Origin of the sequence: Vibrio sp. 10N.222.55.A1 (genome assembly GCF_041473835.1) — a bacterium.
GTDB lineage: Bacteria > Pseudomonadota > Gammaproteobacteria > Enterobacterales > Vibrionaceae > Vibrio > Vibrio crassostreae_C.
The window spans coordinates 1-18,529 of sequence record NZ_JBFRSX010000014.1 but is presented as its reverse complement, the minus strand read 5'-3'; the positions used below and the strand labels follow the sequence as shown (position 1 = coordinate 18,529).

Here is an 18,529-nt window from a genome sequence, read left to right as displayed (position 1 = left end):
CCTAGTTTCGGCATATCTCAGCCAGTGTCGCCAATCGGCGCTTAGACTCTTTCACATAAGGGTTGGCTTGATCCCATGCGTAACCCGCCAGAATTGAGCACACCATCTGCTTAATCTTTGGATTTGGATCTTGATAGAAAATCACATCCTGCAAAGTACCTGAGTACCACCCCTCAACATACGTTCTAAAGGTGTTTACACCAACCATCAAAGGAGCGGCATAATCGCGTTCCCAATCTACCTTCTCACCGTTAAGTTGCTTTTCGACACACTCAACCGCAAACTGTGCCGACTTCATCGCAATCGTCACGCCTGACGAGAACACCGGGTCAAGGAACTCGCCGGCATTGCCAAGCAACGCGTACTTATCCGTCGCCAAATGTTTTACATTGGCAGAATAGCCACCAATTTCACCCCCAGGGTTTGGATACTCGGCGCTTGCCAGTATCTCAGCCAAGCCCGGCTCTTCCGCTGCCAGCTGTTTAATTGCAGCAATCTTGTCTTCTGGATAGGACTCAAAGAACTTAGGCTCTCCTACGACACCAAACGAAGAGACACCGTTACTAAACGGGATCAACCAATACCAAACATCAGGGTTGGTTGGATGCACAGAGATAAGAATTTTATTTCGGTCATATTCAAGATCGGTATCCACCTCTGCAATATGATCGTTAATGTGCGTAAAAATAGCTTTGCGTGGAGGGAGCGATGACGGCTCTGCCAAGTTAAGCATTTTTGGTAGCACTCGACCAAAACCACTGCCATCCAGAACGTATTGCGCTTCTATCTGATAACGCTCTCCACCCAGCACTTGTACATCTAAAATGGTGCTGTCGTCGGTGAAATTAATGCCCATTAACTCATGTTGGTAATCAATGCAGACACCCTGCGCCTCAGCCGTATCTGCCAAAACCTTATCAAAGGCACCTCGCTGAACCTGAAACGTAGTTCCAGGGCCAGAAGAGAACTTGTCTTCAAAATTAAACGCCGTATAAACGCCATTTTTGCGAAAGGCAGCGCCATCTTTGTATTGGAAGTTAGCGTTGATCACTGCGTCAGTCATCCCAGCCTGTTCAATCACTTCCATACAAGCTGGTAATAGGCTTTCACCAATAGAAAAGCGAGGGAATACGCTCTTTTCAATCACTCGAACATCGATGCCTTTTTTATGAAGTAAAGACGCAGCAATAGACCCTGATGGCCCAGCTCCGATGATCACCACTTGAGTTGATAGTTTTTTCATTATTTAAGCCATGTTTGTTATTTTTATTGCGCGCCAGCTTTCAATTCAAGAAGCGTGTGACCAAGACCGATATCGTCGGTGCGAGTTACCACTTCAAAGCCCGCTTCTTCAACGATCTCTAAGAAATCTTCACTGCGGTAAAAACGGCTGTTGCCATTTGCCAAGCAGGTAAAGTAGAGAGACGTCGCGTTTAAGCTATAAGAAGCCGCATCGTATTTCTGTGCATCCCAAAACAGTTCAAGGATATAGACAGTCGCGTCTTCTGACATATGAGAGCGAACGCGCTTTAATATGCTCAGAATCTCCATTGGCGAGAAACAATCAAGGAACTGACTCATCCACCAAACATCCGCGCCCGTTGGCAGAGTTTGCTGTTTATCGAGCATATTCGCTGGGAATGGCGTGACTCGCTCTTGATGACCATGCTTTGCCGCGTTTGCCATTGCCATTTCTAGCTGCTGTGGCAAATCAACAATCGTCACCTCAACGTCCGCATCATGGTTGCAGCATTGCATCGCCCACTTACCCGTGTTGCCGCCGATATCCACCAGCGACTTAGGTTTCTTGCTGAAGACTTTTTCAAGTAACACAGGGAACGAGCGATCCGAATAGAAGTGATCAAACTTGAACCAACTCTCTTTTGCTTTTTCTGGCAATTGAGACAAGCCTTGGTAAATGGTTTCCCAATCACCCAACTCTTTCAAGCCTGCAGGTGTGCCTTCTTCAATCGCTTCTGTTAGATGCATCATCGCGGCATAACAAACATCGGCTGTGAAATCCATGTTTGCGTTAGTCATACCATCATGCAGAAGGTAGAAACCAAGGTTAGCCATTTTGTAGTTAGGCTTTTCCCAAGTCACAATATGAGCACTTAACGCCATATCGAGCAGGACTTTCACGCCGTACTCAGAGACACCGGTCGATTCAGAGATAGACTCTGCTGGTAAACCCTCGTTGCCCGCGTCATCTAACGCTTTCAAAATGCCTAAATCACGAAGTGTACGAGCAGTATGAAAAACAATCGGAGCGAAAGACAATTTCTGCGCTTCTGTTTTTGCTTCTAATGCGTTGAATGGATCTAATTTATATTCCGACACGAAAAACCTAACTTTAAATAATAGAGAGTTACTCAGCTGCCATTTGCGCAAGCTTACGTTTAATATCAACGTTTAAGTTATTAACCCAACGGTTGTAATTACGGTGTATTTCACCATCGTCGTACTTCAAATTCTCTGATTCAACGTAAAGAATAGAGTAAAACTTATCACTATAAGGAATTTCAACCACAGCGTGGTGCGAACGAACATACAATTCAGCGCGGATCAAACCAGGCTTTATTTCTGAAACCAACCAGCCTCGATTTTCAGCAGATTCAGAAATAGCTGATTTAACCTGTTTACTTTGAAGATTCAGTGCAACTGGAGTATCCTCAACATTCATTACAGGTTGGACGCGTCCACATCCTGCAAGAACGAATATGAATAACATTGAAACTGCTATTTTTAGTAATTTCATTTAAATTCCTTATCTGTGTTTATTTATAAGCGCGCATAGTATTTAGTTAGACTCAAAGCAAATCAATACTCTATGTCAAATCAATCCCAATTAATGTCGTTTAATATTGAGAAATGGTCTGCAAATTCGGCTGGTCTCAATTCTGTTGCCCAATGGCAAGCGTGGAGCACTAATTTAGATTGGCCACAAGATGGCTCAACTGAATTTAAAGCGATCCCACCGATGATGCGCCGCCGAATGAGCCTACAAAGTAAATTGGCCGTTCAAACTGCATTGACACTCTTAAAAGACAACTCGATTGATTATCTGGTTTTTGCCAGTCGACATGGTGAACTGCACCGAACCGCAACCTTGATCCAGTCGATATTGGAAGGTGATGATGCCTCGCCAATGGCGTTTTCACAGTCCGTGCATAATACAGCTGCAGGGTTAACTACCATCGCAGCGAAAGCACCAATCCCTCTGACCTCTATTGCGGCCGGCCAAGATACTTTCCACAACGCTCTGATCGAAGCTTATCTTTACCTACATCAGTACCCGTCACATCGTGTACTCGTCATTGACTTCGACCAGCCTTTGCCTGAGCTTTACCAAGAATACGAAACACAAGACTATACGGATTATGCTCTGGGCTTAGTGCTCAGCGTTGGCAGTGAATATTCTATTACTAGAACAGTAGAAGCCAACCAAGCACCTTCCGTGTTACCACAAGGGCTACAAACGCTCCAACATATCTTATTGGGCGCAAATAAGTGGGCTATTGCCGGCAAGCACCAAACTTGGTCTTGGGTAAATAACACCGAGACAGGTCCACAATCATGAGCAAAATCGACCAATATTGGCGAGTATTCGCGACAGGGCTGTGCTTTACCATCTTTGGTCTAGGTGGCTTAGTATTAAGCTTCTTAATCTTACCCACTATCGCGCTAACGACTTCCAACACCATTAAAAGAGAGCTTAAAGCACAGCGATTGATTCGTTTCTCATTCAACGCCTTTTGCCAAATCATGAAGTTCACCGGAGCAATCGATTACCGAATTGATGGTGCAGAACTACTGCGTAACGACCGTAACTGCATTATCGTCGCCAACCACCCAAGTTTGATTGACTATGTGCTGATCGCCTCTCAACTTCCTCAATGTGATTGCCTCGTCAAAGCGGCCATTTGGGAAAACCCTTTTATGAAAAGGATTGTCAAAGCGGCAGGTTATATACCGAACCAAGCCCCTGACGATCTTTTAGAGCGCTGTGAAGAACGCTTCTCACGTGGCAATGTCATGCTGATTTTTCCCGAAGGAACTCGCACAACGCCAGGAATTGAACCATCCTTACAGCGTGGGGCGGCACAAATCGCGACTCGAACACAAACCGATTTACGCGTGATTCATATTACGGTTTCTCCGACATTCTTAACGAAAGAGAAAAAATGGTATCAAGTTCCTGCGTCGAAGCCCTTTTTTCATGTCGCGGTGAAAGGTAAAATAGAAGTCGAACCATTTATTGAAGGCTCAAATAATTTAACTTCGGCAGCAAGGCGCCTTAATCATCATCTTGCACAAACAATTTTCCCTTCCGAAGAAAACATTTAGCGTATCAATAACATAACAGGCGATATCGGCATTTCGAAAATACCTCATATAATGTAGAATCGCCCCCTTAAAGCAGCATTCAGATAAAGCATTAAGTAGGCCAAAGTGGAAACATTACACAACGAACTGAAACAACTGATCATCGACGCATTGAACCTTGAAGACATGAGCATTGATGAGATTGAAACGGAAGCTCCACTATTTGGTGATGGACTTGGACTAGACTCTATCGATGCCCTTGAGCTTGGCCTTGCTATCAAGAAAAAGTACAACATTGTTATCGATGCAGATGATTCAAACACTCGACAGCACTTTGCGTCAGTTGAAAATCTAGCGAACTACATCTCTTCTCAAACGAATAACTAGACAGATCTTTATGACACAAGCTAACCAACAAGAAGTATACAACCAGGTTAAAGATGCGCTTATTGAGCTGTTCGAGCTTGACGCTGAAGATATCACCCCTGAAGCTCATCTCTATCTTGATCTAGACCTAGACAGCATTGATGCCGTTGATTTGGTCGTTCACCTACAGAACGTCACAGGTAAGAAGATAAAACCTGAAGAGTTCAAAGCAGTGCGCACCGTTAATGACGTTGTCGAATCTGTGGTTGAACTATTGAAGGACGCCTAATGCGTCCTCTGCTGACTTTACTGTCGGCAATTATACTTTTCACTTATCCAATAGCGGTTTACTTTGGACTCAACAAGTTTGGCTTACAAACCGTTGGTATTGCCTTAGCCGCTATCTTTGCTGTACGCATTTTCACCGGCGGTCAGGCTAAAATCAAAGAGCTAAAACACCTAGCTTGGATCAGTGGAAGTGCCGGTATTGTTCTGCTGGCTTTAGGCTTAGCCTTTAAGCAACACGGCTGGCTAACCTATTATCCCGTTATCGTTAATGTTTGTATGCTGGTTGTATTCGCTTCGAGCCTATGGCAACCACAAACGATTATCGAACGTCTTGCTCGCCTTCAAGATCCTGAACTTCCGCAAAGTGGCGTTGATTACACACGAAAAGTCACCAAAGTGTGGTGCTTGTTCTTTGTTATCAATGGCTCTATTGCCCTTTACACCTGCTTCCAACCGCTAGAAGTATGGACCCTATACAATGGCTTACTCAGCTATCTGTTTGCAGGGTTACTCTTTGCAGGAGAGTGGGTAGTAAGACAGCGCATTCGTCAGAGTTAAATTGTTATGACCCAAACCGTATCTTACACCTCGTTGTCTGAGCTTCTTAGCCAGGACAGAGCCCCTGAATCTATTGTCTGCTTTGACGACAATAGCGAGATTACGTGGCAAACATTTAACGACGACTTATCTCAACTCGTACAATTTTTGTCTTTATCCCCTTTTCAACGAATCGCGATTTGTACCCAAGACAGCTACCTATTTGCGGTGGCCTTTTTGGCATGTACAGCAGCCAACAAACACATCATCTTACCGGGCAACTACCAGCCATGTGCGCTTGCTGAGTTAAGTAAGCAGTTTGATTGCCTGCTAGTTGATAACTCGATTGGCGAAGTTGAGGTGAATGACGTTCGTAATATCCAAACCTTATTGGATTCAAACACTGAAGCACAAAAACCTCTAACCGAGAATCTTACGACCATTGATTTGGCAACAGTCCCATTAACTCTGTTCACTTCAGGTTCAAGTGGCACGCCAAAAGCGATAGATAAAACGTTAGAGCACCTCGATATTGAGACCGCTCAGTTACACAAGAACTGGGGTGAGTTACTCAAGGGAAACCAAATCCAAAGCACAGTTTCTCATCAACATATCTATGGTTTGCTGTTTAGAATCTTATGGCCACTATGCTCTGGTGTTCCATTTGCTCGACACAACCTTGAATACCCAGAACAGATCTTATCTCACGCAAATCAAAACTGTGTACTGATCAGCAGCCCAGCGCTACTTAAACGATTAAAGCATGAGACCAACAAGGTACAACTTGCAGGAATCTTCTCTTCGGGTGGTCCATTGCCTACCGAGTCGGCTCACCAGTCACGAGATCTGCTTGGTCATTTACCGATTGAAGTCTTTGGTAGCACAGAAACCGGTGGCATCGCATTTCGTCAGCAAGAGAGCGCTCAAACGCCTTGGCAGCTTTTTGCCTGTATTGAGGCTAGTCTCAACAGTGAGAGTTGCATTAAGTTATTGTCGCCGTACATCGATAAGAATAACTGGTATCAAACCTCTGATGAGTGCGAGATGGTCTCGGAGAATCAATTCATATTGAAGGGCCGAACGGACCGAGTGATCAAGATAGAAGAAAAGCGAGTATCACTGGTTGAAGTGGAAAAGCGACTGGAGCAACTGCCTTGGATAAGTGAGTGCGTGGTTATTCCATTTGAGGAGCCTGAGCGATTAATATTAGCCTCTGTTTTGGTATTATCAGATGAAGGCCAAGCCGCTCTATCGACCATGAGCAAAGGTAAATTCTGGTTGATGCTGCGTACAGAACTCAGAAAGTGGTTAGAGCCAATCGCAATCCCGAGAAAATACCGTGTTGTCGATGAGATCCCCCTCAACAGCCAAGGTAAGCGATTAACATCTCACATAGAACAGCTAATAAAATCATAGAAACCGCTGATCGTATTTTACACTGAGATTATCTTTTTATATTTTTGTCAAAGAACCAATATTTGCCCAAGGATTCTAAGCACGCCCTATGGATAAAAGAAAACCAAACATCATTGCTGTAGACACGGTAGAAAATGAATCGACCCTGACACTTCATGTTAGCGGAGATATCACCGACTTTAATGGGCACTTCAAGAGCTTCCCTATTCTACCTGGCGTCACGCAAATTGATTGGGCACTTCACTACGCAGTCCAAGAGTTAGGCGTTCCTGGTTTCTTTAAAGGAATGGAAGTCATTAAGTTCCAAGAGCCTATCCTGCCTGACGCTACAATCCAGCTATCATTCAAATGGGATGCTGACAAAGACAAGCTGAGCTTTAGTTACACATCAAACAACGGTGAACAGACCCACTCTTCAGGCAAAATGAAGCTGGGAGAAAAAAGTGAATAGCGCTCCCGTCGAGGCTACTTCTCAACACCACACAAAAGAAAGCAGCTACAAGGCTTGCTTCCTTATCCCGTGCTTTAACCATGGCGCAACCATGCCGGCTGTGGTGTCGTCACTTCATCATTTTGAGTTACCGATCATCATCGTTGACGATGGCAGTGAACTCACAACAAAACAGTTTCTGTCTCCCCTAGCAGAGAATTCAAACGTAACCTTGGTGACGCTTGAACAGAACCAAGGTAAAGGCGGCGCAGTAAAAGCCGGAATCAAAAAAGCGCAGCAACTAGGCTTTAGCCACGCTATTCAGATAGATGCTGATGGGCAACACGACCTGGAAGCCTTGCCAACATTGATTGAGGCCTCACAAGCTAAGCCACAACGTCTGATATCAGGCCAGCCTATCTACGACGACAGCGTACCCAAAGCAAGGCTCTATGGGCGCTACGCGACACATATCTGGGTATGGATAGAAACCCTTTCTTTATCAATTAAAGACAGCATGTGTGGCTTTAGAGCGTATCCTATCAACCAAACTCAAACTGTGTTGAATAAGTACGATGTTGGTTCGAGAATGGACTTCGATATCGAGATTTTGGTTCGCCTGTATTGGGAAGGTTGCGACATAGACTTCGTTGAAACGCGCGTTATCTATCCTGAGAACGGCATCTCTCATTTCGATGCGTTGTGGGATAACGTCAAAATCAGTTGGATGCATACACGTCTATTCTTCAGCATGCTGCCAAGAGCACCAAAACTGATTGCTCGCCATTTCAAATCCGATTCAGCTGATAATAACCCAAATTTATCGACTGATTCAGAGCCGCAAGCTTCTGAACAACCACACTGGTCCCGCACTCAAGAACGCGGCACAGTATTAGGCATTAAGCTGTTATTAGCCATTTATACCTTGTTAGGTCGCGGTGTGTTCAACCTCATTCTGCGTGGTGTGATGCGTTACTACCACTTGACGGGCCAGCGTGCGCGAAACGCTTCCGAACAATATCTATTCCAATTAAAAGCCTATGCGGAACAGCAAAATATTGAGCTCCCCGGAGAACTAACCAGTTACAACCATCTGCTTTCATTTGGCCATACGATGCTCGACAAGCTCGCGGCATGGAAAGGTGATTTCTCGGCAGATAACCTGACTATTCATGGCCAAGACCAGTTCGAGAGCATGGTGGCAAATAAGCAAGGTGTGCTAATCCTTGGATCTCACCTTGGCAATATTGAGCTGTGCCGAGCTTTAGGTCGCAGACACTCGAACATCAAAATCAACGCCCTGGTTTTTACAGAACACGCCGAACGTTTTAATTCCGTGATGAAAGCGGTTAACCCGCAGTCTGATTTAAATCTGATTCAGGTGACATCGATGGGGCCTGATACCGCTATCTTGTTACAACAGAAACTAGAGCAAGGCGAATGGATCGTGATTGTTGGCGATCGAACTTCCACCAGCAAAGAGAGCCGCTCAGTATGGGCTGAGTTCTTAGGTAAGGAAGCTCCATTCCCTCAAGGTCCATTTATGTTAGCCTCGGTTCTCAAAGCACCCGTATTTTTGCTGTTTGGGTTACGTGACGACTCACAATCTAAGCCGCATTTTAATGTCTATTTCGAGCATTTTAGCAACAAGATCGAGCTACCAAGAAAGACTCGCGAACAATCTTTACAGCAAGTCGTGCAAAAATACGCAAATCGACTTCAGCACTACACACTGCAAGCACCGCTTCAGTGGTACAACTTTTTTAATTTTTGGACATTGAGCAAGCACCATGACGAAAAAGAATCCAAATAGCATCACCTTTGGTGCCGAGCGCCTCACGATAGAGGATGTTGTCGCTATCTCACAAGGCGCAAAAGCCTCGATGAACACAAGTGAAGCATTCACATCTAAGATCGACCGTGGTGTCGCTTTCTTAGAACGCCTATTGAAAGAAGAAGGTGTGATTTACGGTGTAACGACGGGTTACGGTGACTCATGTACGGTTGCGATTCCGCCAAACCTAGTTGACGAGCTACCACTGCATTTAACACGTTTTCACGGCTGTGGTTTAGGTGAAATATTGTCTCACGAACAAGCTCGTGCAGTCCTTGCAACTCGTCTTTGTTCGTTATCACAAGGTGTCTCTGGTGTGACTCACGATCTACTCAACCAGATCGTTACCCTAATCAACCAAGACATCTCACCACGCATTCCTCAAGAAGGATCGGTGGGTGCCAGTGGCGACTTAACACCTCTGTCTTACTTAGCCGCAGCACTGATTGGTGAGCGTGATGTAATCTACAAAGGTGAAGTGCGCCCAACCAGTGACGTCTACAAAGAGTTAGGAATTAGCCCTATCAAACTTAAGCCAAAAGAAGGCTTGGCGTTGATGAATGGTACGTCTGTAATGACGGCATTAGCTTGTATCGCTTACAAGCGTGCGGAATATCTAGCTCAGCTATCAACTAAGATCACCGCTATGGTATCAGTCGGTATGCACGGCAATGACTTCCATTTCGATGAAGCGCTGTTTGCAGTCAAACCTCATCCTGGTCAACAACAAGTTGCTGCATGGCTGCGTGATGATCTGCAAGCGGATCGCCCGCCACGTAACAGTGATCGCCTCCAAGATCGTTACTCTCTGCGCTGTGCTCCACATGTTATCGGCGTGGTTCAAGACTCTCTGCCTTGGCTACGCCAAATGATCGAGAACGAGCTAAACAGTGCCAACGACAACCCAATTATCGATGGTGATAATGAGCGCGTACTGCACGGTGGACACTTCTACGGTGGACACATTGCAATGGCGATGGATACGTTAAAAACTGCAGTTGCGAACCTTGCTGATCTGCTTGACCGTCAAATGGCTCAGCTGATGGACTACAAGTTCAACAACGGTTTGCCATTCAACCTAACGGGTGCTGAAGGCGAACGTAAGCCAATCAACCACGGCTTTAAAGCAGTACAGATTGGCGTTTCAGCTTGGACAGCAGAAGCATTGAAACACACCATGCCAGCAAGCGTATTCTCTCGCTCAACTGAGTGTCACAACCAAGATAAAGTGAGTATGGGCACCATCGCAGCTCGTGACTGTTTACGCGTTCTAGAGCTAACCGAACAAGTGGCAGCAGCGTCACTACTGGCGGGGACACAAGCACTCGAACTTCGTAAGCGCCACAATGAGCTTGATGAGCACCACATGAGTGAGAACCTCAAGCACATTCGCGACGAAGTGCTTAAGGAGTTTGAATTTATCGTAGAAGATCGACCACTTGAAGGCGATCTACGCCACTTCATTGCTCGTATTCAAAGTCAGCACTGGTCACTTTACTCATAAAGTAGCCAACCCTTTACGCAATATTGTTGAGAGCGATTTATGTCTGAAATCCTTCACCCATTACAATCTGAGGTGACGCTTATCACCTCATTCCAAGATGCCGACCCAATGGGCGTGATCTATCACGGCAACTACTTCCGATTCTTTGAAGAAGTTAGGCGCATCATGATGGATAAGATTGAGTACAACTACCATGAGATGAAGGATTCTGGCTACATGTGGCCTATCATCGATACCCGCGTGAAATACATTAAGGCGATACCGTTTAATCACAAGATTAAGGTAACGGCGAAACTCACCGAGTGGGAAAATCGCCTGCGCGTCGATTATGAAATTCATGATGCTCTAACCGGTGCTCGAATGACACGTGCTCACACCATGCAGGTTGCCGTCACCATCGAAGAACAAGAGATGTGCTTTGCCTCACCCAAAGTGTTTACTGACAAAGTCGAACACTGGCACCAATTTGGTTGCTTACCTCTAGCAACTGAACATCAAACACAAACCTCTAACCCACAGCAGGTGAACCATGAATCTGTTTAAACGCAGTCGCAAATACATCAATATCGCGCTAATTGGACTTACTGCGATGATGGCAAGCGGCCTTGTAAGCGCCAAAGAAAACTCTGCTGCTGTCAATTCTATTTCAGAGCTGCAGACGGTGCTCAGCGAAAATAGTATTGTGCGTGGTGAGTTCACTCAAACACGCAATATGGAGATGTTCGCCCAGCCTTTAACGTCACAAGGTACATTTCTGTTAGACAAATCAAGTGGCTTACTCTGGACACAAACCACTCCGTTTCCCGTGAACTTAGTGCTCACCGATAACAAACTGAGCCAAAGGTTTGCCGATCAACCCGCAAAAATCATCACCGACAAAGAAAATCCAATGGCGTTTTATTTCAGCCATATCTTCTTGTCAGTGTTTCATGGGGACACGCAAAAACTTCAGGAACAGTTCGCACTCAATTTTGAGCCCGCAACTAACACCAGCTCTGATGAAAATGTACAAGCATGGACACTGACTCTAAAGCCCAAAAATGCACCGATGAATGCGGTGTTTGAGGCTATCACGCTGCAAGGCAACAGCGATATTGAACGTATTGAGTTGAAAGAGATTCGTGGAGATAGCACAGTGATCGAATTCAGTCAGTTAAGCCATCTACCGGAAGTATTATCAGATGCTGAAGCGAAACAATTCCAACTCTAGTCTTGCCCTTGTTTGGCTTGTTGTTGTAATGCTGTTTAGCGGGTTGTTGACCAAACAATTCGCTTTTTCTTCGTCGGTACCGATTGAAAGCAACATTCTAAAGTTACTGCCCGAAAACCAGCAAGACCCAATGGTAGAGCAAGCCTTTCAGCAGATATCCAGCTCGATGAGCGAGCAAGTGGTATTTATCATAAGCGCTCCCGATATCGAACAAACCATGGTTGCGACCGACGCTTTTGAAAAAGCTCTCAACCAAAGAACTTTTTCAAGTCAGCCAACTCTGTTTAAGCAAGTTCAAGGTAAAATCAACGCCAGCACTCAAAGCCAGTGGAGCGATTTCTATTTTCGTCACCGATCTCAACTGCTGACCCAACAACAAAAAGAGACGCTGACACACTCGCCTGATTCGCGAGCTCAATATGTCATTCAGTCTCTGTACAATCCATTCTCAGGCGTCACTGCAGCAGAGTTATCTCTCGACCCATTCTTGTTATTTCGCGACTACATCAGTGCTATTGGCGTCCAATCAAGTAACTTTGTTCTGAAAGAGGGCTATCTCACGGCCCAGTCGAATGAGCAAACTCATATTTTAGTCACGGCTACTCTGGCGGACTCACCTTATAGCTTGGCGATTCAAGAACAACTTCCAGATCTTGATTCAATTGAGCGCGAGGTCGAAAAACAATTTGGCGTCAAGGTGCAGCATACTGGTGTGGTGTTCTACGCCAATTACGGTACCGAAAGCGCGAAATCAGAAATCAGTACCATTGGTTTGGGCTCATTGGCAGGCGTTATTTTATTGGTGTGGCTGACATTTCGTAGTGCGCTACCACTTGCCTTATCTTTACTCTCAATCAGTACAGGATTATTGGTTGCACTGGCAAGCACTGTCGCTATCTTTGGTAAGGTGCATCTATTCAGCTTGGTGTTTGGCGCTAGCTTGATTGGCGTATCCATCGATTACTCTTTTCACTATCTCACTGACCGTTTGGCCGCAGGAAGCCACTGGCAGAGCGATAAAGGCCTAAAGCATATTTTCATTGCCATCACTCTAGGTTTAATCACCAGCTTAATCGGATACTTAGGGCTACTGGTTGCGCCATTCCCAGGCTTGCAGCAACTGGCTCTGTTTTCGTCGATTGGACTGATCGCAGCTTACGCCAGTGTGGTGTGCTGGTACCCCGTTTTAGCGGTAAAACCAGGCCAAGAGCGCCCTCTTCCCCTGTCGAAACTTTGGCATACTTGGTTAAGCCTTTGGAGCAACCAAAAATTTAGAATTGGCTTACCGTTAACAGTGACTGTCGTTAGCTTGATGTCACTCAGTCAAATTCGTTACGACGACGATATTCGCCAGCTTCAGGCTATGCCCGAACAACTCAAACAACAAGAGCAAGCCATTACTGAGATATCAGGGTTAGGCAGTGGTCAAAATATGCTTTTGGTCACAGCTCAGAGCGACCAAAAGCTACTCAAAAAATTGACAGAAATCACCACAAGCTTAGATTCGCTGGTCAATAGCCAAGGTATCTCCGGGTATCGCAGCATCAATCAACACTTGTTAAGTAAACAAGAACAGCATGATAACTATCAGTTGGTTGAACAACTCTATAGTCAACAAAGCCATATATTACAAAGCTCTCTCGGTTGGTCTACGTTTCCAGAACTACCAAAATTCGAACCAATCACGGTATCTGGATTTTTGGAGTCTCCAGTCTCAGAGCCTGTTCGACCACTTTGGTTAAAACCTATCGACGGGCAAGCAGCGTCGGTCATTTTGATAAAAGACGTCACTGATGCTGAGCTGTTCTCACAGTGGTTGGAGTCAGATTTTGCTCAGAAGCAAGGTGTGAAACACCTCAATAAAGCGGATGAAATCTCCTCTCTTTTTGCTGAGTACCGCGTCAAGATTACCGAGCTGTTATTGATAGCATTGGCAGCTATTGGCATGCTGTTAGGCTGGCGCTATGGTGTGAAGCAAAGCCTGTTAATGCTGTTGCCTTCATTGATTGCAGGCGTAGCAGGTTTGGCGGTCACGGGCATTTTAGGCTCGACACTGAACCTATTTAACCTGCTTGGTTTGATTCTGATTTTAGGGATTGGCATAGACTACACCCTGTTCTTTGCTGAGCAAAAGAAATCGCTGAGCACCTTATTTGCGATCACCTTGTCAGGTCTCACAACACTACTTTCATTCGGCTTACTGTCGCTGAGCCAGACTCATGCTATTCATAGCTTCGGGGTGACGGTTCTGACAGGGATCTTTGTCGCTTGGCTGCTTTCTCCACTCGCGATCAACAGTAGTAAAAACGTAGAAGGACCAATTACTCGAGAGGCTTTTAGATGATCCAGACATTAAAGGTAACCTTCGCCATACTAGTGGGCATTCTAATGAGTGCCTGCTCGATGGTTTCTCAGCAGCCAAGTGGTGCGAGCGTGTCTATCGATCAAGACACCGATCTAGCACTACCACTGCCAGCTGAACTGGGATACTCATTAACAGCCAGTCAGTTGATTAGCGCTACGTGGGAAAATGATACACAGCAGCTTCCGGTTCAAGTCGAAGTCACACCAGGTAAAGTGGTTTTGGCGGGGTTCTCCTCTTGGGGTACTCGCATTCTATCGCTGCAATACCAGAATCAAGTAATTGATACGCAGGTTTTGTCTGGGCTTGGCGCAACTTTGCCACAACCTGAACAGGTGCTATTTAATTTAATGCTTACCTTATGGCCGGCTGAAGCATGGGCTCAGCCTTTACAAAGCATAGGTTGGCACCTAGTCGATACCGACAAAACAAGAACCGTATTTGATGAAAACCAACAGGCAATCATTCAAATTGATTACCAAACAGATCCTGGTACACACAAAACGGCAGGCGACATTGTTTTCAAACATTTGACCCTGGGCTACAACATCACCGTACAAACGTTGAACTCAACGATTGTCGACAATCCAAGTAAGAGTTGAACACTATGCCTATTTACATCCAAGACTGTGGTTTCCACTCAGCGCTAGGCTCAGAGATTGCCGATATTCATGGCTGTCTAAAAGACGAGCGTGAATCAAATATGGTCGAAGTGCACGATATGCTGAACGATGGTAAACACACTGTCGTTGGTCAGATCGCGGGTGAACTACCACCGATTCCTTCAGATCTTACGCAATACGCCACTCGCAACAATCAACTGGCGCTGTCGGCTCTTCACCAAATTGAAGATTCTATCGAGCAAGCCAAATCTCAGTTTGGCGCAGATAGAATTGCTGTTGTTATTGGCACCAGCACATCTGGGATCTCCGATGGTGAAGCAGTCTTCAAACAAAAATTGGCAAACGGCGAGTTTCCAGCAGATTACCATTACTCAAAACAAGAGCTTGGTGATACCTCAGAGTTCGTTAGCCAGTATTGCGCATTAACGGGGCCAAACTACGTCATATCTACGGCTTGCTCATCCAGTGGCCGCGTATTTCTGACCGCCCAGCGCTTATTAGATTCAGGTATGGCTGATGCCGTGTTAGTGGGTGGTGTGGATACATTGTGTAAGCTGACACTCAATGGTTTCCACGGTCTTGAAGCACTCTCAACAACACATTGTAAGCCATTTAGTGCAACCCGAGAAGGTATCAACATAGGAGAAGCAGCGGCATTTATGTTGCTCAGCAAAACAAAGTTAGCCGGTGTTAATGCAGCACAAGACACGTCAAACATTGCCTTATTGGGCTGTGGGGACAGCTCTGATGCACACCACATTTCAGCGCCTCACCCTGAAGGCAATGGTGCTGAACAAGCAATGAAAAAAGCGTTACATTCTGCACAGTTAAACGCAGAAGACATTGGTTATATCAATGCACATGGTACAGCAACGCCACTCAATGACTCGATGGAAAGTAAAGCCATTCATCGTATTTTTGCAAACAAGGTTCCCGTCAGTTCTACCAAACCGCTGACCGGGCATACTCTAGGCGCAGCAAGTGCGATTGAGGCTGCAATTGCGTGGCATATTTTGAAATATGACTTACCGCTTCCCTTACAAAAATGTCAGGATAAAGCTGAAGATATTGAGATTGATTTGGTAAACTGTTCACAGAAACTTAAAGCAAAGAACATCTTAAGCAACTCGTTTGCTTTTGGTGGCAACAACATTAGCCTGATTTTTGGTGTAGTAAATGACTGATATCCCTTCTGTAGACCAACTTCTCCCTCACGATGATCCGATGATATTAATCGATCGTGCTATCAGCGTAGAGGCGTTGTCGATCCACTGTCAGGTCGATATTGGTGACCATAATCTGTTCTTTGACGCCGAATCTCAAACGGTACCAGCATATGTTGGAATCGAGTTTATGGCGCAGTCTGTAGCGGCATGGTCTGGATATCACGCACTTAAAAACGGCACCACGCCCCCAATCGGATTCTTACTCGGCTCTCGTCGCTATAAATCACTGTGTGATGAGTTTACTCAAGGTCAGACCCTTGATATCTACGCCGAACAGATGATGGAAGACAGCGGTATGGCTGTGTTTACCGCAAGAGTCGAAGACCGAGGTGAGTTAGTGGCTCAATGCCAACTCAACGTCTACGTGCCGACCGAACAAAAATTACAAGAAATGAAAACTAGGAGCCCATCATGAGCCGTCAGGTTTTAGTCACTGGTGCCAGTAAAGGTATTGGTAAAGCGATCGCTATTCAACTCGCGAAAGACGGGTTTGAAATCGCCGTTCATTACATGGGTGACAAGCAAGGTGCTGAAGAGACGCTAAAGTCGATCACCGAACTGGGTGGCGCTGGACGTCTTATTCAATTTGATATCAGCAAACGAAGCGAGTGTCGCGAAAAGCTTGAGTCTGATATCGCTGAACATGGTGCTTACTATGGTGTAGTGAACAACGCGGGCATTACTCGTGACACTGCATTCCCCGCGATGACGGAAGAAGAGTGGGATGGTGTGATCCATACCAACCTAGATAGCTTCTACAACGTACTTCACCCTTGTGTAATGCCTATGGTTCAAAAGCGTAAAGGTGGCCGTATCGTCACTCTAGCGTCGGTATCCGGCATTATGGGTAACCGTGGTCAAACTAACTATGCTGCAGCAAAAGCGGGGGTGATTGGCGCAACTAAGTCTCTTGCTCTAGAACTCGCAAAACGCAAGATCACGGTAAACTGTGTCGCTCCTGGCTTAATTGACACAGGTATGGTTGACGAGCACGTGAAAGATCATGCACTTCCTCAAGTACCACTGCGCCGTATGGGTGAGCCGGAAGAAGTAGCCGGCCTAGTCAGCTACCTAATGTCTGATATTGCAGGCTACGTAACTCGCCAAGTGATTTCAGTAAATGGAGGCTTAGTATGACCCGCCGCGTTGTTGTAACTGGAATGTCTGGTGTTACTGCTTTTGGTAACGACTGGCAACAGATAGAGCCTAAGCTAAAGGCCTGTGAAAATGCGACTCAATATATGCCAAGCTTCGAGCAATATGATGGTCTCAACACAAAACTTGCCGCGCCTATTGATGACTTCCAACTGCCTAAACACTACAAGCGTAAGCAAGTGCGTGGCATGGGCCGTGTATCACGCCTAGCTACCGTTGCGACTGAGAATGCATTGGAGCAAGCCGGCTTAATTGGTCACGATGTATTGACCAATGGCGAAACTGGTATCGCTTACGGCTCTTCAACTGGCAGTACCGATGCGGTTGGTGCTTTCGGAGTAATGCTGAACGAGAAGTCGACACGAGCAATCACAGCAACCACTTACGTTCAAATGATGCCACACACAGCCGCGGTAAACGTAGGTCTGTTCTTTGGTCTGCGTGGCCGCGTGATTCCCACCAGCAGCGCCTGTACTTCAGGAAGCCAAGCCATTGGTTACGCCTATGAAGCGATCAAGCATGGTTACCAAACCGTAATGGTTGCCGGTGGTGGTGAAGAGTTATGCCCAACTGAGTCTGCCGTTTTCGATACCCTTTTCGCTACCAGTTTAAAAAACGACACACCCAAGAAATCCCCTAGCCCATACGACAGCGAGCGTGATGGCTTGGTTATCGGCGAAGGCGCTGGAACCCTGATCCTTGAAGAGTACGAACATGCTGTTGCTCGTGGCGCAAAGATCTACGCAGAAATCATAGGTTTTGCGAGCAACTGTGATGCGGCTCATGTGACTCAACCTCAGATGGAAACCATGCAAATCTGTATGGAGAAAGCATTGAGAGACGCACAACTTCCAGCTGAGAAGATTGGCTATGTTTCTGCGCACGGTACTGCGACTGAAAAAGGTGATATTGCAGAGAGTAACGCGACAGCGAATATCTTTGGTGAAGTACCAATCAGCTCTCTTAAGAGTTACTTTGGCCATACGCTTGGTGCATGTGGTGCAATTGAAGCGTGGCTCAGCCTAGAGATGATGCATAGCGGTTGGTTCAGCCCAACCCTAAACCTTAAGAATGTCGATGAACAGTGCGGCAAGCTCGATTACATCACGGGCTCAGGTCGCGAATTGGATGTTGAATACTTGATGAGCAACAACTTTGCTTTTGGTGGAATCAACACCTCTATCATCTTCAAGAAAGTCTAAGCTTAGCTACATAAAACGCTAAGTAAATAAAAAGGTTCATCGCGGATTAG

General features: G+C 45.8%; 20 protein-coding genes. 17 read left to right on the top strand and 3 right to left on the bottom strand.

Annotated features, from left to right (window positions below; genetic code table 11):
- Nucleotide 1 precedes the first annotated feature (1 nt).
- From AB4493_RS04100 to AB4493_RS04090, 3 genes are read right to left on the bottom strand one after another with little or no spacing between them, the layout of a single operon-like run.
- Entirely contained in the window at nt 2–1,243 is a 1,242-nt protein-coding gene (locus AB4493_RS04100; RefSeq protein WP_136974758.1) for an NAD(P)/FAD-dependent oxidoreductase, read from the bottom strand.
- 23 nt (nt 1,244–1,266) lie between these two features.
- The gene (locus AB4493_RS04095) at nt 1,267–2,340 is read right to left on the bottom strand and encodes a methyltransferase (RefSeq protein WP_065584069.1); all 1,074 of its coding nucleotides are present in this window, start codon (nt 2,338–2,340) and stop codon (nt 1,267–1,269) included.
- Between the two features lie 28 nt (nt 2,341–2,368).
- A complete protein-coding gene (locus AB4493_RS04090) occupies nt 2,369–2,758 on the bottom strand; it encodes a hypothetical protein (RefSeq protein ID WP_017062271.1) in 390 nt (129 codons plus the stop codon).
- A gap of 72 nt (nt 2,759–2,830) precedes the next feature.
- Here AB4493_RS04090 and AB4493_RS04085 point away from each other — a divergent pair, with 72 nt between their 5' ends.
- From AB4493_RS04085 to AB4493_RS04005, 17 genes are all read left to right on the top strand, one after another.
- Nucleotides 2,831–3,580: a beta-ketoacyl synthase chain length factor gene (locus tag AB4493_RS04085; protein WP_170962821.1), complete on the top strand. Its 750-nt coding sequence runs from the start codon at nt 2,831–2,833 to the stop codon at nt 3,578–3,580.
- Nucleotides 3,577–4,347: a 1-acyl-sn-glycerol-3-phosphate acyltransferase gene (locus AB4493_RS04080; protein ID WP_017064140.1), complete on the top strand. Its 771-nt coding sequence runs from the start codon at nt 3,577–3,579 to the stop codon at nt 4,345–4,347. Before AB4493_RS04085 ends, AB4493_RS04080 begins: the two co-directional genes overlap by 4 nt.
- 105 nt (nt 4,348–4,452) lie before the next feature.
- Entirely contained in the window at nt 4,453–4,713 is a 261-nt protein-coding gene (locus AB4493_RS04075; protein ID WP_004736154.1) for a phosphopantetheine-binding protein, read from the top strand.
- A 10-nt stretch (nt 4,714–4,723) separates the two neighbouring features.
- Nucleotides 4,724–4,981, top strand: coding sequence for an acyl carrier protein (locus AB4493_RS04070; protein WP_004739745.1), 258 nt, complete (start codon nt 4,724–4,726; stop codon nt 4,979–4,981).
- Entirely contained in the window at nt 4,981–5,538 is a 558-nt protein-coding gene (locus tag AB4493_RS04065; RefSeq protein WP_372154556.1) for a septation protein IspZ, read from the top strand. Before AB4493_RS04070 ends, AB4493_RS04065 begins: the two co-directional genes overlap by 1 nt.
- Before the next feature lie 6 nt (nt 5,539–5,544).
- On the top strand, nt 5,545–6,933 hold the full coding sequence (locus AB4493_RS04060) for an AMP-binding protein (protein ID WP_017064141.1): 1,389 nt from the start codon (nt 5,545–5,547) through the stop codon (nt 6,931–6,933).
- 88 nt (nt 6,934–7,021) lie between these two features.
- Entirely contained in the window at nt 7,022–7,384 is a 363-nt protein-coding gene (locus AB4493_RS04055; protein ID WP_372154555.1) for a 3-hydroxyacyl-ACP dehydratase, read from the top strand.
- Nucleotides 7,377–9,176, top strand: coding sequence for a glycosyltransferase (locus AB4493_RS04050; protein ID WP_017062277.1), 1,800 nt, complete (start codon nt 7,377–7,379; stop codon nt 9,174–9,176). Before AB4493_RS04055 ends, AB4493_RS04050 begins: the two co-directional genes overlap by 8 nt.
- Nucleotides 9,154–10,701, top strand: a complete 1,548-nt coding sequence (gene hutH, locus AB4493_RS04045; RefSeq protein ID WP_017062278.1) for a histidine ammonia-lyase — start codon at nt 9,154–9,156, stop codon at nt 10,699–10,701. Before AB4493_RS04050 ends, hutH begins: the two co-directional genes overlap by 23 nt.
- A gap of 39 nt (nt 10,702–10,740) precedes the next feature.
- Nucleotides 10,741–11,244 (top strand): thioesterase family protein, encoded by a 504-nt coding sequence (locus tag AB4493_RS04040; protein WP_017062279.1) that lies wholly within the window; start codon nt 10,741–10,743, stop codon nt 11,242–11,244.
- Complete coding sequence (locus AB4493_RS04035; RefSeq protein ID WP_017064143.1) at nt 11,231–11,911, top strand: outer membrane lipoprotein carrier protein LolA; 681 nt, start codon at nt 11,231–11,233, stop codon at nt 11,909–11,911. Before AB4493_RS04040 ends, AB4493_RS04035 begins: the two co-directional genes overlap by 14 nt.
- On the top strand, nt 11,883–14,255 hold the full coding sequence (locus tag AB4493_RS04030; protein ID WP_372154554.1) for an MMPL family transporter: 2,373 nt from the start codon (nt 11,883–11,885) through the stop codon (nt 14,253–14,255). Before AB4493_RS04035 ends, AB4493_RS04030 begins: the two co-directional genes overlap by 29 nt.
- The gene (locus AB4493_RS04025; protein WP_029235408.1) at nt 14,252–14,875 is read left to right on the top strand and encodes a DUF3261 domain-containing protein; all 624 of its coding nucleotides are present in this window, start codon (nt 14,252–14,254) and stop codon (nt 14,873–14,875) included. The genes AB4493_RS04030 and AB4493_RS04025 overlap by 4 nt, the downstream gene beginning before the upstream one ends.
- 5 nt (nt 14,876–14,880) lie before the next feature.
- Complete coding sequence (locus AB4493_RS04020; RefSeq protein WP_017062283.1) at nt 14,881–16,080, top strand: beta-ketoacyl-[acyl-carrier-protein] synthase family protein; 1,200 nt, start codon at nt 14,881–14,883, stop codon at nt 16,078–16,080.
- Nucleotides 16,073–16,537 carry a hotdog family protein gene (locus AB4493_RS04015; protein WP_017062284.1) on the top strand — a complete coding sequence of 155 codons (465 nt, stop codon included), beginning with the start codon at nt 16,073–16,075 and terminating at the stop codon, nt 16,535–16,537. Before AB4493_RS04020 ends, AB4493_RS04015 begins: the two co-directional genes overlap by 8 nt.
- A complete protein-coding gene (locus AB4493_RS04010; protein WP_017062285.1) occupies nt 16,534–17,259 on the top strand; it encodes a 3-ketoacyl-ACP reductase FabG2 in 726 nt (241 codons plus the stop codon). The genes AB4493_RS04015 and AB4493_RS04010 overlap by 4 nt, the downstream gene beginning before the upstream one ends.
- On the top strand, nt 17,256–18,479 hold the full coding sequence (locus AB4493_RS04005) for a beta-ketoacyl-ACP synthase (protein WP_017062286.1): 1,224 nt from the start codon (nt 17,256–17,258) through the stop codon (nt 18,477–18,479). The genes AB4493_RS04010 and AB4493_RS04005 overlap by 4 nt, the downstream gene beginning before the upstream one ends.
- Nucleotides 18,480–18,529 lie beyond the last annotated feature (50 nt).